The sequence below is a fragment of the Rhabdaerophilum calidifontis genome (genome assembly GCF_008641065.1).
Classification (GTDB): domain Bacteria; phylum Pseudomonadota; class Alphaproteobacteria; order Rhizobiales; family Beijerinckiaceae; genus Rhabdaerophilum; species Rhabdaerophilum calidifontis.
Map to the genome: position 1 here is coordinate 743,286 of NZ_VTRS01000001.1, position 12,672 is coordinate 755,957.

The following is a 12,672-nucleotide window of genomic DNA, read 5'->3' on the forward strand; positions in this document are numbered from 1 at the left end:
ACCCTTTTCCCGCGAGTCCCATGATCCAGACGCAACCCTCCCGCCCCATGTCCCGCGACGATTGGGGGCTGATGCTGCTGCTCTCGCTGGCCTGGGGCGGGTCCTTCCTGTTCAACGGCATCGCGGTGCGGGAATTGCCGGTCTTCACCATCGTCGCGGCGCGGGTGGCGCTCGCGGCGCTGGCGCTGCATCTCTTCCTGCGCGGGGCGGGGTTGACCTTCCCGCGTGCGCGTGAGGCGCTGGTTGCGTTCCTGGTGATGAGCGTGCTGAACAACCTCATTCCGTTCAACCTCATCGTGTTCGGGCAGGGGCTGATCGACAGCGGCCTCGCCTCGATCCTCAACGCGATGACACCGATCTTCACCATGCTGATCGCGCATGTTCTCACCGCGGACGAGAAGATTGGCCCGCGCAAGGCATTCGGTATTCTGCTCGGTTTCGCGGGCGTGGTTGTGCTGTTCTCGGGGCGCGACCTTCTCGCCGGCGGGGCGATTATCGGCCAGGCCGCCTGTATCGGCGCGACCATCTCCTACGGCTTCGCCGGGATCTTCGGCCGGCGCTTCGTACGGATGGGGCTCGAACCGATGGTGGTGGCGGCCGGCCAGCTCACGCTCTCGGCCCTTGTGATGGTGCCGCTGGCATTCGCTGTCGACATGCCGCAGGCTCTGCCGGCGCCGAGCGCCGCCGCCCTCGCCGCGCTGGCGGGGCTGGCGCTCGTCTCGACCGCGGGCGGCTATACCTTGTTCTTCCGGCTGCTCGCGCGCGCCGGGGCGACCAATGTCTCGCTGGTGACGTTGCTGATCCCGTGCTCGGCGATTCTGCTCGGCATCGCCTTCCTCGGCGAGCGGCTCGATCTCCGTGAGATCGCCGGCTTCGCGGTGATCGGGCTCGGGCTGCTCGTCATTGACGGGCGGCTGGTCTCGGTCCTTTCCGGAAGAGGTGCGCCCCATGGCTGAGTCCGTCGCCGTCCCGCCCGGCGGGACGCCGTTTTCCGGCGAGGAGGCGCGCGAGGCGGCATGGCGCGCCCGCGACCGCCGCGCGGACGGTGCGTTCTTCGTCGCGGTCCGCACCACGGGGATCTTCTGCCGGCCCTCCTGCCCGGCGCGGCCCCGGCGCGAGAATGTCCGCTTCCTCGCGACCCGCACCGAATGCCTCGCGGCCGGCCATCGCCCCTGCCTGCGCTGCCGGCCCTGAGCACGCCTGCCGGCGTGCCCTTTCCGCTTGCCAGATCGGCTGGACATTCTACGATTCCCCGCGTAAGACCTAGAAGTTCACATATGAACAATCGGCCGCCAAGGCCGGGACATGGCGACCGGCATGCCGGCGCGGGGAGGAAAGAGAATGGCAGACGGCCATGCGGAAGCGCGCCCCTGGCTCGCGCATTACCCGAATTCTGTGCCGACCGAGATCGATATCGCGCGGCTGCCGACGCTCGCGGAGATGCTCTCGACGGCGTTCCGCGAGCATGCCGACAAACCGGCCTTCGAGAGCTTCGGCAAGCAGCTCACCTATGGCGAGATGGAAGTTCAGGCGCGCGCGGTGGCCGGCTGGCTCCAGGCGCAGGGCCTGAAGAAGGGCGACCGTGTCGCGATCATGATGCCGAACGTGATGGCCTATCCGGCGGTGCTGTTCGGCACGCTGCTTGGCGGGTTCACGGTCGTCAATGTCAATCCGCTCTACACGGTGCGGGAGCTGACCCATCAGGTCAACGATTCCGGCGCCTCGATCCTGTTCGTGCTCGAGAATTTCGCGGCCGTCGTCGCGGAGGCGCTGCCGCATACCGGACTGAAGAAGGTTGTCGTCGCCTCGGCCGGGGATCTTCTCGGCTTCAAGGGCAAGATCATCTCCTTTGTCGCCCGCCACGTGAAGAAGGTGGTGCCGCCCTATACGATTCCGGGTGCCACGCCGTTCGGGGAGGTGATCCGCGCCGGCCGCCATGCCGGGATGCGCCCGGTCGAGATCACGCGCGACGACATCGCCTTCCTGCAATATACCGGCGGCACGACCGGCGTCTCGAAAGGGGCCACGCTCAGCCATGCCAATGTCGCGGCGAATGTCGTGCAATGCGATCTCTGGCTCGGCTGGGCGTTGCGCAAGGTGCCGGACAACGTGATGGTGACGGCGCTGCCGCTCTATCACATCTTCGCGCTCACCTGCTGCTGCCTGTTCATGATGCGGATGGGGGCGTGCTGCCTGCTGATCGCCAATCCGCGCGACATTCCCGGCTTCATCAAGATCCTGAAATCGACCCGCTTCACGCTGATGTCGGGCGTGAACACGCTCTACAACGCGCTTGCCAACCATCCCGAGATCCGCACGGTGGATTTCAGCCAGCTGCGGTTCTCGGTTTCGGGCGGCATGGCGACGCAGAGCGCCGTCGCGAAGAACTGGAAGACCGTCACCGGCTGCGCGATCGTGGAAGGATACGGCCTCTCCGAAACCTCGCCCGTCGTCACGATCAACCGGCCGGATCTCGAGGAATTCTCGGGCACGATCGGCTATCCGATGCCCTCCACCGATGTCGACCTGCGCGACGCGGAGGGCAAGTCCGTTCCGCCCGGCCAGCCGGGCGAGATCTGTGTTCGTGGCCCGCAGGTGATGGTCGGCTATTGGCAGCGGCCGGACGAGACCGCCAAGGTGATGACGCCGGATGGCTATTTCCGCACCGGCGACATCGCGGTGATGCAGGAAGACGGCAGTTTCAGGATCGTCGATCGCCTGAAGGACATGATTCTCGTCTCGGGCTTCAACGTCTATCCGAACGAGGTCGAGGAGGTGATCGCACAGCATCCCGGCGTGCTCGAGGTCGCGGTGATCGGCGTGCCCGATCCGCAATCGACCGAGGCCGTGGCGGCCTATATCGTCAAGAAGGATCCCGATCTCAGCGCCGAGGCCGTGCGCGCGCATTGCCGCGATCTGCTCACCGCCTACAAGGTGCCGAAGATCATCCATTTCCGCGACAGCCTGCCGAAGACCAATGTCGGCAAGGTTCTGCGGCGGATGCTGCGCGACGAACCCGCCGCCTGAGGCGCTGACGCCAACGTGACTTGCTCGTGTCGGGCGTTGCTCTAGCCTTCTCTCGGTCAGAACCGGGAGAAGCGCCATGCATTATTTCCGCCGCAAGGGTTGGGAATTGCCGGAATCCGCCGCGACGCCGGAGGCCGTGATGCAAGCGGCGCGGCCGGGATTGTCGCGGCGCCAGACGCTGCTCGTCGGGGCCGGCGCGGCGACCGCGCTGTCGCTTCGCCCCGCCCGCGCCCGGGACCAGGCGACGACGGATGCGCTTCATCCCTATCCGCGCAACGCGGCCTATGCGGTCGAGCGGCCGCTGACGGCCGAAAACATCGCCGCGAACTACAACAATTTCTACGAATACGGCACGACGAAGAGCATCGCGGCGGCCGCCCAGCAATTGCAGACACGCCCCTGGCTGCTGCGGATCGACGGGCTCGTCGAGAAGCCGTTCGAGATCGGGATCGACGAACTGATCCTGGCCATGCCGCGCGAGGAGCGGCTCTACCGGTTCCGCTGCGTCGAGGCCTGGTCGATGACCGTGCCGTGGTCGGGCTTTCCGCTCCGGGCGCTGCTCGATTACGCCAAGCCGCTCGGTTCGGCGAAATACGTGCGTTTCGAAACCTTCCTTGATCCGAAGATGGCGCCGGGCCAGCGCGCGCCCTTCTATCCTTGGCCCTATGTCGAGGGGGTGACGATGGCCGAGGCCGGTAACGACCTCGCCTTTCTCGTCACCGGGGCCTATGGCAAGCCGCTCGCGAAGCAGTTCGGCGCGCCGATCCGGCTGGCGCTGCCGTGGAAATACGGCTTCAAGTCGATCAAGTCGATCCGCCGCATCAGCTTCGTCGCCGAGCGCCCGAAGGGGCTGTGGGAGGCGCTCCAGCCTTCGGAATACGGGTTCTGGGCCAATGTGAACCCGGAGGTCGCGCATCCGCGCTGGAGCCAGGCGAGCGAGACCGTGCTCGGCACCAATGATCGCATCCCGAGCCGCCTCTTCAACGGCTATGGCGAATTCGTCGCCGGTCTCTACACGGGGCTGGAGCGGGAGCGGCTCTGGGCGTGAGGGGCTACGGCCCTCAATACACCCAGCGCTGGGCCTTGCCGACGAGGAAATCCCGAAAGACCTGCACCCGCGCCACCTGCTTCAGCGCCTCCGGGTAGACGAGATAGCAATCGAGATGCGGCATGGTCTCGCCTTGCAGGAGCTGGACCAGCGTCGAGGAATGGTCGACGACATAATCCGGCAGGACCGCGATCCCCGCGCCGCTGATCGCGGCCTGGAGCAGGGCGGTGATCGAATTCGCGACGAGCACCGGCTGGCGCGGCTCGCGGCGCTCCCGGCCGGCCGTGCAGTGCCAGTTGATGTCGGAGAGATAGCTCGGGATATCGCCGCCGAACGCCACCAGCCGGTGTTCGTCGAGATCGCCGATGACCCGCGGCGCGCCGAAGCGCTTGAGGTAATCCGGCGCGGCATAGACATGGAAGTGGACGGCGAAAAGCCGGCGGCGGATCAGGTCCGCCTGCTGCGGCGCGCGCAGGCGCAGCGCGACATCCGCCTCGCGCATCGCAAGATCGAGCTCGTCGTCGGTGAGAATCACCTGGAGCCGGATATCCGGATACATGTCGAGGAATTCGGCGAGGCGCGGCGTCAGCCATTTGCCGCCAAGCGCGACATTGGCGGTGATCTTGAGTTCGCCGTTCGGCTTCTCGCGGCTGTCGGAGAGCGAGGCGCGGGTCTGCTCAAGCTTGGTGACAAGTTCGCGCGCGGTGCGGTAAAGGAGCTCGCCCTGTTCGGTCAGCACCAGTCCCCGGGCATGGCGGTGGAAAAGCGAGACGTCGAGTTCCGCTTCCAGCGCCGAAACCTGGCGGCTGACGGCCGATTGCGACAGGCCCAGGATTTCACCGGCGCGGGTGAGGCTCCCGGCCTCGGCGGCGGCGTAGAAGATCCGAACGCGATCCCAGTCCAAGGCTCAGTCCTTCCCTTGAGCGATGCGCCTCAGCCCGGCTGGACGCGGCGTGCCATGCGTTAATAGCATGGCGACCTTGCGATTTCGAGATGCTTTCGCATTGTTTTTGCCGGCAGCGAACCCGGCGGAGCGAGAGGGGGGCCGGATGGCCGAGCGGAACGAGGGCATGCCCGATACGGGGCGGCGGCTGACGGTGCGGGCGATCCAGCTCGGCGAGCGGATCGAGACGCTGCGGCTCGAACGAATTGATCTCGTCTCGGGCAACCCCGTCGCCTTCGCCGAGGGCGAGACCGGCTTCATCGTCATCTTCCGGTTCGGTGTGGCGGTGCTGTTCGGGCTGTCGCCGCTCGAGGAGGAGCGGGCGCTGACGGCGCTCAACCCGCTCATCACCCGCACGCGCGCCGATCGCGAGGAGGAGACGATCCAGCTCGTGCTCGGTTCCGATCGCGAGGATGCGATCGTCGGCGGCGCGGTCCATATCCGCGCCTTCTCGCCGGAACGCGCGCTCGTCATCGCCGATGCGCTGGCCAAGAGCGTGGCGCTCGCCTCGGACGAGCGCGACGTCGCGCAGGTCATCGACGATCTCGATCCCTTCGCGCGCCGCCTCGCCGAAAGCGGCCGCGTGCCGGCCAAGCGCCGTGTCATGCTGCGCAAGATCGGCGCGGCGCTGCTGGTGCGCCAGCGCGTCGTCGGCCGCGTCGCGGTCGAGGAGAAGCCGGATGTGCTGTGGGACCGGCCGGATCTCGAACGGCTCTATGCCCGCGTCGAGGACGAGTTCGAGCTTCGCGAGCGCGCCGGGGCGTTGAAAGCCAAGCTCGAGGTGATCGGCGAGACCGCGACGGCCCTGACCGATCTTCTCGATACCGAGCGTTCGCTGCGGCTCGAAATGGCGATCGTGGCGCTGATCGTGTTCGAGATCCTGATCACCTTCTACCAGATGTGGAAGGGCGCGGCGCATTGAGCCGCCGCGCCGGCCGGTTCATTCGGCCGCGATCCGGCGCGGCGCTGCGGCGGCGAGGAAGCGCTCGGCCTCCAGCGCCGCCATGCAGCCGAGGCCGGCAGCGGTCACAGCCTGGCGGTAGACATCGTCCGCCACATCGCCGGCCGCGAAGACGCCGGGGATATTGGTCTGCGTCGTGCCGGGAACGACTCGGATATAGCCGTTCTCCTTCATCTCGACCTGGCCCGCGAACAGTGCCGAGGCCGGGGCGTGGCCGATGGCGATGAACACGCCGTCCGTGGCGATATCGTCGAGCGCGCCGGATTTCACGTTGCGGACCCGGACATGGGTGACCCCGCGCGGCGTCTCCTGGCCAAGGATTTCCTCGATGGCGGAATCCCAGATCACCTCGATCTTCGGATGGGCGAACAGGCGCTCCTGGAGGATGCGCTCGGCCTTGAAGCTGTCGCGGCGATGGATCACCCGCACGCGCCGCGCGAGATTGGCGAGGTAGAGCGCCTCCTCGACCGCGGAATTGCCGCCGCCGACCACCACGACATCCTTGTTGCGGTAGAAGAAGCCGTCGCAGGTGGCGCAGGCCGAAACGCCGAAGCCCTTGAAATGCTCCTCGCTCGGCAGGCCGAGCCATTTCGCCTTGGCGCCGGTGGCGATGATCAGCGCGTCGCAGGTATAGGCCGCGCCGCCATCGCCCGAGAGGCGGAAGGGGCGGCTCTTCAGGTCCACGGCCGTGATATGGTCCGACACCATGTCCACGCCGACATGCTCGGCCTGGGCCTTCATCTGCTCCATCAGCCACGGCCCCTGGATCGGTTCGGCGAAGCCGGGGTAATTCTCGACATCCGTGGTGATCATCAGCTGGCCGCCGGGCTCGAAGCCGGAGATCAGCAGCGGCGCCATCATCGCGCGCGCCGCGTAGATCGCCGCCGTGTAGCCCGCAGGCCCCGAGCCGATGATGATGATCTTCGCGTGCCTGGCCATGCTCATGATCCCTGTTCCTGCCTGAACCGAAGATAGCGCCGTGCGATCTCGACCGCGATGGCCGGTGTCGCGTCCATGGGCGGATAGGTATAGGTTTCGAGGCGCCCGGAGAAGGGGCGAACCGCGCCGGCGGCTTCAAGCTCGCCGATATAGCGGTCGATTTTTCGTGATCGGCCGGTGGGGCGGAACACCATCACCGGCCGGCCGGTGGCGCAGGCCTCCCCGATCATGTTGACCGAATCCGCCGTCACCAGCACCGCATCGGCGCCGGCGAGCAGATCGCGATAGGGGTTCTCGCCGGTTCCGTCCCACAGCCAGCCGCCCGAGGCCAGGATCGCGGCGCGCGCGGCCTCTGCGAGCGCCGCGGGCGTGCGCCGCGAGGTCGTCGCCATCAGCCGCGCGCCGGTGCCGGCCAGGGCTGCGAGCTGCGATGCGAAGCGCGCGATGTCGCCTTCTCCGAACCGGAAGTCCCGCGAATTGCCACCGATCAGCACCGCCACGCGCGGCGGCGTCCGCGCTGCGATTTCCGGCCTGAGCGCCCCGCGTGCCGCCGCCAGCGCCTCCTGGGTGATCCGGTGCGGGGAGAGCGCGGTCGTCAGCACATTGGCGCCGCGCAGCCGGTCATGCGCCGGAACCCACAGGAAATCGGCAATGGCGGGTGCGGTGCGCGGATCCTTGAGGAAGATCGTGAAGGTCCACCCGCCGCCCGCGCGCTTGATCGCCGGGAGATAGGCGGCGGCGCGGCGGCCGGAGGCGATGGCGAGGTCGGGCATCGGCCCGGCGAGCGGCCCGCCGGCCCGGCCCGGCGCCTCGGCGGGGTCGATGCCGAGCGCCGGCCAGCGCCAGAGATGCGGCATCGCCCAGGACCATGGCGGGCGCGGCGCGACGATCCGGCTCTCGGCGGCGAGGCCGAGTCGCTCGGCGATCCCGAGGCAATGGGCGAGATCGCCGGCCTTGCCGTCGGTGACGAGCCAGGCCCGCGCGCCGGCCAGCGCGGCGCGGGCGGCCGGCAGATCGGCCGGCGAGGCGGCGGGGGGGGCGACGGATGAGATGGCGTGGCTCACGGGCTTCGGGTTGCCGTTCGGCGAGGATTTGGCTAGGGCTTCCGGCCGGTTATCGTCCCGCGCCGGGGCGAAGTCCACCCGCGGCGGCGTCGTCCCGGCCACCGCCAACAGGAACCAGCCAAGCCATGAGCCGCACGGTCACGCTCGACGCCATCGACTGGAAGATCCTGCGCGAGGTGCAGGCCGATGGCGCGCTGACCAATGTCGAACTCGCCCGCCGCGTCGGGCTGACGCCGCCGCCTTGCCTGCGCCGCGTCCATGCCCTCCAGGATGCCGGGCTGATCAGCGGCTATCGCGCGATTCTCGACGCGCCGCGCCTGGGTTTTCCCGTCGTGTGCTTCGCCTTCGTCAATCTCGCGAGCCAGGCCGAGAACGATCTCGCCGCCTTCCAGGCGCGGATCGCTGGCTGGCGCAATATCCGCGAATGCTGGACCCTTTCCGGCGAGATCGATTTCCTGATGAAATGCGTGACCGAGGACCTGGCGAGCCTCCAGACCTTCGTCGGCGAGCTGACGGCGCTGCCCAATGTGCGCAATGTCCGCACGGCGCTGGCGCTCTCCAAGGTCAAGGACGAGGGTCTGGTGCCGATCGACGCCGGATCCCCCGAACCCGCGGCGCCGCCAGCCTAGACGCATGCCGATCGGGGCGGCCGATTCAAGGCATGGCCGGCACCGGAAACCGGCGCGGCCGGTCTCGATCTCATCCGCAGGTCGGGTCCCGCGCTAGCGGAACGCGACCTCCACGACCTCATAGCTCTTGCCGCCGCCGGGGGTGTTGACCTCGACCTGGTCGCCGACCTTCTTGCCGATCAGCGCGCGGGCGATGGGCGAAGAGATCGAGACACGGCCGGAGCGCACGTCAGCCTCGACATCGCCGACGATCTGATAGGTCTTTTCCTCCTCGGTTTCCTCGTCGACGAGCTTCACCGTGGCGCCGAACTTGATCGTCGAGCCGGTGAGTTTCGAGATCTCGATGATCTCGGCGCGGCTGATCAGGCTTTCGAGTTCGCCGATCCGGCCTTCGTTCAGCGATTGCGCTTCCTTGGCGGAGGAGTATTCGGCGTTCTCGGACAGGTCGCCATGCGCGCGCGCTTCCTGGATCGCCAGGATGATCCGCGGGCGTTCCACGGTCTGGCGGTGCTTGAGTTCATCCTCCAGCGCCTTGAAGCCGCGGGCGGTCATGGGGATGCGTTCCATCCTCGCATTCTCCTTAAAGACATTCCCCGCCAAGCGCTGCCGCGGGCGGGGAAACAGGTGTTATTCCAAGTGCATGAACGCGCCGGCTGGCCTCTGGAGCCTGATCCGGCCGCCGTCCAGGCAGGCGGGGTGCTCAACCGAAGTAATCCTGCAACGCGCGAACCTCGAGATCGCCGGCCCGATAAGCGCGGATCCCTTCAGCGGCCGCCACCGCCCCCGCCAAGGTGGTATAATACGGCACCTTGTGCAAGAGGGCTGCGCGGCGGAGCGACCGGCTGTCGGAGAGCGCCTGCGCGCCCTCGGTGGTGTTGAAGACGAGCGCGATCGAGCCGTTCTTGATCGCATCGACGATATGCGGCCGCCCCTCGAGCACCTTGTTGATGCGCTCGCAGGGCACGCCGTGCTCGGCGAGGAAGCGCTGCGTGCCGCTGGTCGCGACGAGGGTCAGCCCTTCCGCAACGAGCATGCGCACCGTGGGCAGGATGCGCTCCTTGTCGCCATCGCGCATCGAGACGAAGACCCGTCCGGATTTCGGCACCTTGGTGCCGCCACCGAGCTGGCTTTTCGCGAAGGCGACGTCGAAGGAGCGGTCGAGCCCGATCACCTCGCCGGTCGAGCGCATTTCAGGGCCGAGCACGGTGTCGACGCCGGGGAAGCGCGCGAAGGGGAACACCGATTCCTTCACGCCCACATGGTTGAGCTGTTTCGGCTTGAGGCCGAAGCCGGCCAGGCTCTCGCCGGCCATCACCCGGCTCGCGATCTTGGCGATCGGCTCGCCGATCACCTTGGCGACAAAGGGCACGGTGCGCGAGGCGCGCGGATTGACCTCCAGCACGTAGATCGTGCCGTTCTGGATCGCGAATTGCACATTCATCAGCCCGCCGACCTGGAGCGCCAGCGCCATGGCGCGCGACTGGCGTTCGAGTTCGGCGATGGTTTCCGGCGCCAGCGAACGCGGCGGCAGCGAGCAGGCCGAATCGCCCGAATGGATGCCCGCCTCCTCGATATGCTCCATGATGCCGCAGATGAAGACGTCCTTCCCGTCCGAGAGGCAATCGACATCGACCTCGATCGCGTCGGCGAGGTAGCGGTCGAACAGCAGCGGGTTCTTGCCGAGCACGGTGTTGATCTGCCCGGTCTTGTCGTTCGGGTAGCGCGCCTTCACGTCGGAGGGGATCAGCGAGGGCAGGGTGCCGAGGAGATAATCGTCGAAGGCCTCGCGCTCGCGGATGATCGCCATGGCGCGGCCGCCAAGCACGTAGGAGGGGCGCACGACGAAGGGGAAGCCGAGATCGGCGGCGACGAGCCGCGCCTGCTCGACCGAATAGGCGATGCCGTTCTTGGGCTGCTTGAGCTCGAGCTTGTCGAGCAGCCGCTTGAAGCGGTCGCGGTCCTCGGCGAGGTCGATCGCATCCGGCGAGGTGCCGAGGATCGGAACCTTCGCGGCCTCGATCGCTCCGGCGAGCTTGAGCGGGGTCTGGCCGCCGAACTGCACGATCACGCCGTGCAGCGTGCCGGCCGCGCGCTCGCGATCGAGGATCTCGAGCACGTCCTCCGCCGTCAGCGGCTCGAAATAGAGCCGGTCGGAGGTGTCGTAATCGGTCGAGACCGTCTCGGGGTTGCAATTGACCATGATGGTCTCGTAGCCGGCATCCTTCAGCGCGAAGGCGGCGTGGCAGCAGCAATAATCGAACTCGATGCCCTGGCCGATGCGGTTCGGCCCGCCGCCGAGGATCACCACCTTCCTGCGGTCGCTCGGCCGGGCCTCATCCGCCGGCTGGCCGGCGAAGGGCGGGGCGTAGGTCGAATACATATAGGCGGTGGGGGAGGCGAATTCCGCCGCGCAGGTATCGATGCGCTTGTAGACCGGGCGGATGCCGAGGGCGTGGCGGCGCGCGCGCACGCCGGCCGCGTCGAGCCCGGCCAGCGCCGCGAGGCGCGCGTCGGAGAAGCCCATGGCCTTCAGCGCGCGGAAATTGGCGGCGTCCTTCGGCAGGCCGTGCGCGCGCACGCGCGCCTCCATATCGACGATCTCGCGCAGCCGGTCGAGGAACCAGGGGTCGATCCGGCAGCCCTGATGGATCTCCGCATTGGTGAAGCCGAGGCGCATCGCCTGCGCCACCTTGAGCAGCCGGTCGGCCATCGGGGTGCCGATCGCGGCGCGGATGGCGTTCTTGTCGTCGCCCTTGCCGAGCCCCTCGATCTCGACCTCGTCGAGGCCGTCGAGGCCGGTCTCGAGGCTGCGCAGCGCCTTCTGGAGGCTCTCGTGAAAGGTGCGGCCGATCGCCATCGCCTCGCCGACCGATTTCATCGAGGTGGTCAGCACGCCGAAATTCGGATCGGTCGAGGGAAATTTCTCGAAGGCGAAGCGCGGGATCTTGGTGACGACGTAATCGATCGTCGGCTCGAAGGCGGCGGGCATCGCCCCGCCGGTGATGTCGTTGTCGATTTCGTCGAGCGTGTAGCCGATCGCGAGCTTGGCCGCGACCTTGGCGATGGGAAAGCCGGTTGCCTTCGAGGCCAGGGCGGAGGAGCGCGAGACGCGCGGGTTCATCTCGATGACGATCATGCGGCCATCGGCCGGGTTGATCGCGAATTGCACGTTCGAGCCGCCGGTCTCGACGCCGATCTCGCGCAGGACCGCGATCGAGGCGTCGCGCATGCGCTGGTATTCCTTGTCGGTCAGCGTCAGCGCCGGCGCGACGGTTATGGAATCGCCGGTATGCACGCCCATCGGGTCGATGTTCTCGATCGAGCAGACGATGATGCAATTGTCGGCGCGATCGCGCACGACCTCCATCTCGTATTCCTTCCAGCCGAGGACGCTCTCCTCGATCAGGACCTCGTTCGTGGGGGAGGCATCGAGGCCGCGTTCGACGATGTCGATGAACTCCTCCTTGTTGTAGGCGATGCCGCCGCCGGTGCCGCCGAGCGTGAAGGAGGGCCGGATGATCGCCGGCAGGCCGATATCGGCGAGCGCGTCGAGCGCGGCGCCGAGCGTTTTCACATGGTGCGAGCGCGGGGTTTCCAGCCCGATCTTCGTCATGGCCTCGCGGAAGAGTTCGCGATCCTCCGCCTTGTCGATGGCATGCGCGGTGGCCCCGATCATCTCGACCCCGTGGCGGGCGAGCGCGCCGTTCTTTTCGAGCGCGAGCGCGCAATTGAGCGCCGTCTGGCCGCCCATGGTCGGCAGCAGCGCGAAGACACGCCCCGCCGGGGTTTTCGGCCGCTCACGCGCGATGATCTTCTCGACGATCTCGGGCGTGATCGGCTCGACATAGGTCGCGTCCGCGAGATCGGGATCGGTCATGATCGTCGCGGGGTTGGAATTGACGAGGACGATGCGGTAGCCCTCGGCCTTGAGCGCCTTCACGGCCTGCGTGCCGGAATAATCGAACTCGCAGGCCTGCCCGATGACGATCGGCCCGGCGCCGATGATCATGATCGTGTGGATATCCTGGCGTTTCGGCATGATCCGGCTTTTCTTCGGCGCG

The 12,672-nt window shown here is 67.5% G+C and carries 11 protein-coding genes; 6 read left to right on the top strand and 5 right to left on the bottom strand.

What is annotated here, in order from left to right:
• The first annotated feature begins 47 nt into the window (after window positions 1-47).
• From FWJ24_RS03620 to msrP, 4 genes are all read left to right on the top strand, one after another.
• Window positions 48-956 carry a DMT family transporter gene (locus FWJ24_RS03620; RefSeq protein ID WP_150286650.1) on the top strand — a complete coding sequence of 303 codons (909 nt, stop codon included), beginning with the start codon at window positions 48-50 and terminating at the stop codon, window positions 954-956.
• A complete protein-coding gene (locus tag FWJ24_RS03625; RefSeq protein ID WP_150286392.1) occupies window positions 949-1,194 on the top strand; it encodes an Ada metal-binding domain-containing protein in 246 nt (81 codons plus the stop codon). Before FWJ24_RS03620 ends, FWJ24_RS03625 begins: the two co-directional genes overlap by 8 nt.
• 147 nt (window positions 1,195-1,341) lie before the next feature.
• Entirely contained in the window at window positions 1,342-3,027 is a 1,686-nt protein-coding gene (locus FWJ24_RS03630) for an AMP-binding protein (RefSeq protein WP_150286393.1), read from the top strand.
• Between the two features lie 76 nt (window positions 3,028-3,103).
• Entirely contained in the window at window positions 3,104-4,075 is a 972-nt protein-coding gene (msrP, locus tag FWJ24_RS03635; protein WP_150286394.1) for a protein-methionine-sulfoxide reductase catalytic subunit MsrP, read from the top strand.
• Between the two features lie 13 nt (window positions 4,076-4,088).
• Here msrP and FWJ24_RS03640 read toward each other — a convergent pair whose 3' ends face one another.
• Window positions 4,089-4,979: a LysR family transcriptional regulator gene (locus tag FWJ24_RS03640; protein WP_150286395.1), complete on the bottom strand. Its 891-nt coding sequence runs from the start codon at window positions 4,977-4,979 to the stop codon at window positions 4,089-4,091.
• A 145-nt stretch (window positions 4,980-5,124) separates the two neighbouring features.
• Here FWJ24_RS03640 and FWJ24_RS03645 point away from each other — a divergent pair, with 145 nt between their 5' ends.
• Window positions 5,125-5,940, top strand: coding sequence for an RMD1 family protein (locus FWJ24_RS03645; protein WP_150286396.1), 816 nt, complete (start codon window positions 5,125-5,127; stop codon window positions 5,938-5,940).
• Between the two features lie 18 nt (window positions 5,941-5,958).
• Here the strand turns inward: FWJ24_RS03645 and trxB are convergent, their stop codons facing one another.
• Both trxB and FWJ24_RS03655 read right to left on the bottom strand, forming a co-directional pair.
• Window positions 5,959-6,924: a thioredoxin-disulfide reductase gene (gene trxB, locus FWJ24_RS03650; RefSeq protein ID WP_425468889.1), complete on the bottom strand. Its 966-nt coding sequence runs from the start codon at window positions 6,922-6,924 to the stop codon at window positions 5,959-5,961.
• Window positions 6,921-7,982, bottom strand: coding sequence for a mitochondrial fission ELM1 family protein (locus FWJ24_RS03655; protein WP_246155494.1), 1,062 nt, complete (start codon window positions 7,980-7,982; stop codon window positions 6,921-6,923). Before FWJ24_RS03655 ends, trxB begins: the two co-directional genes overlap by 4 nt.
• 125 nt (window positions 7,983-8,107) lie before the next feature.
• Between FWJ24_RS03655 and FWJ24_RS03660 the strand changes: the two genes are divergently transcribed.
• Window positions 8,108-8,611 carry an Lrp/AsnC family transcriptional regulator gene (locus FWJ24_RS03660; protein ID WP_150286397.1) on the top strand — a complete coding sequence of 168 codons (504 nt, stop codon included), beginning with the start codon at window positions 8,108-8,110 and terminating at the stop codon, window positions 8,609-8,611.
• 93 nt (window positions 8,612-8,704) lie between these two features.
• Here FWJ24_RS03660 and greA read toward each other — a convergent pair whose 3' ends face one another.
• Together greA and carB are read right to left on the bottom strand one after the other, a co-directional pair.
• On the bottom strand, window positions 8,705-9,178 hold the full coding sequence (gene greA, locus FWJ24_RS03665) for a transcription elongation factor GreA (protein WP_150286398.1): 474 nt from the start codon (window positions 9,176-9,178) through the stop codon (window positions 8,705-8,707).
• Window positions 9,179-9,311: 133 nt separating this feature from the next.
• On the bottom strand, window positions 9,312-12,650 hold the full coding sequence (gene carB, locus FWJ24_RS03670; protein WP_150286399.1) for a carbamoyl-phosphate synthase large subunit: 3,339 nt from the start codon (window positions 12,648-12,650) through the stop codon (window positions 9,312-9,314).
• Window positions 12,651-12,672: the final 22 nt, after the last annotated feature.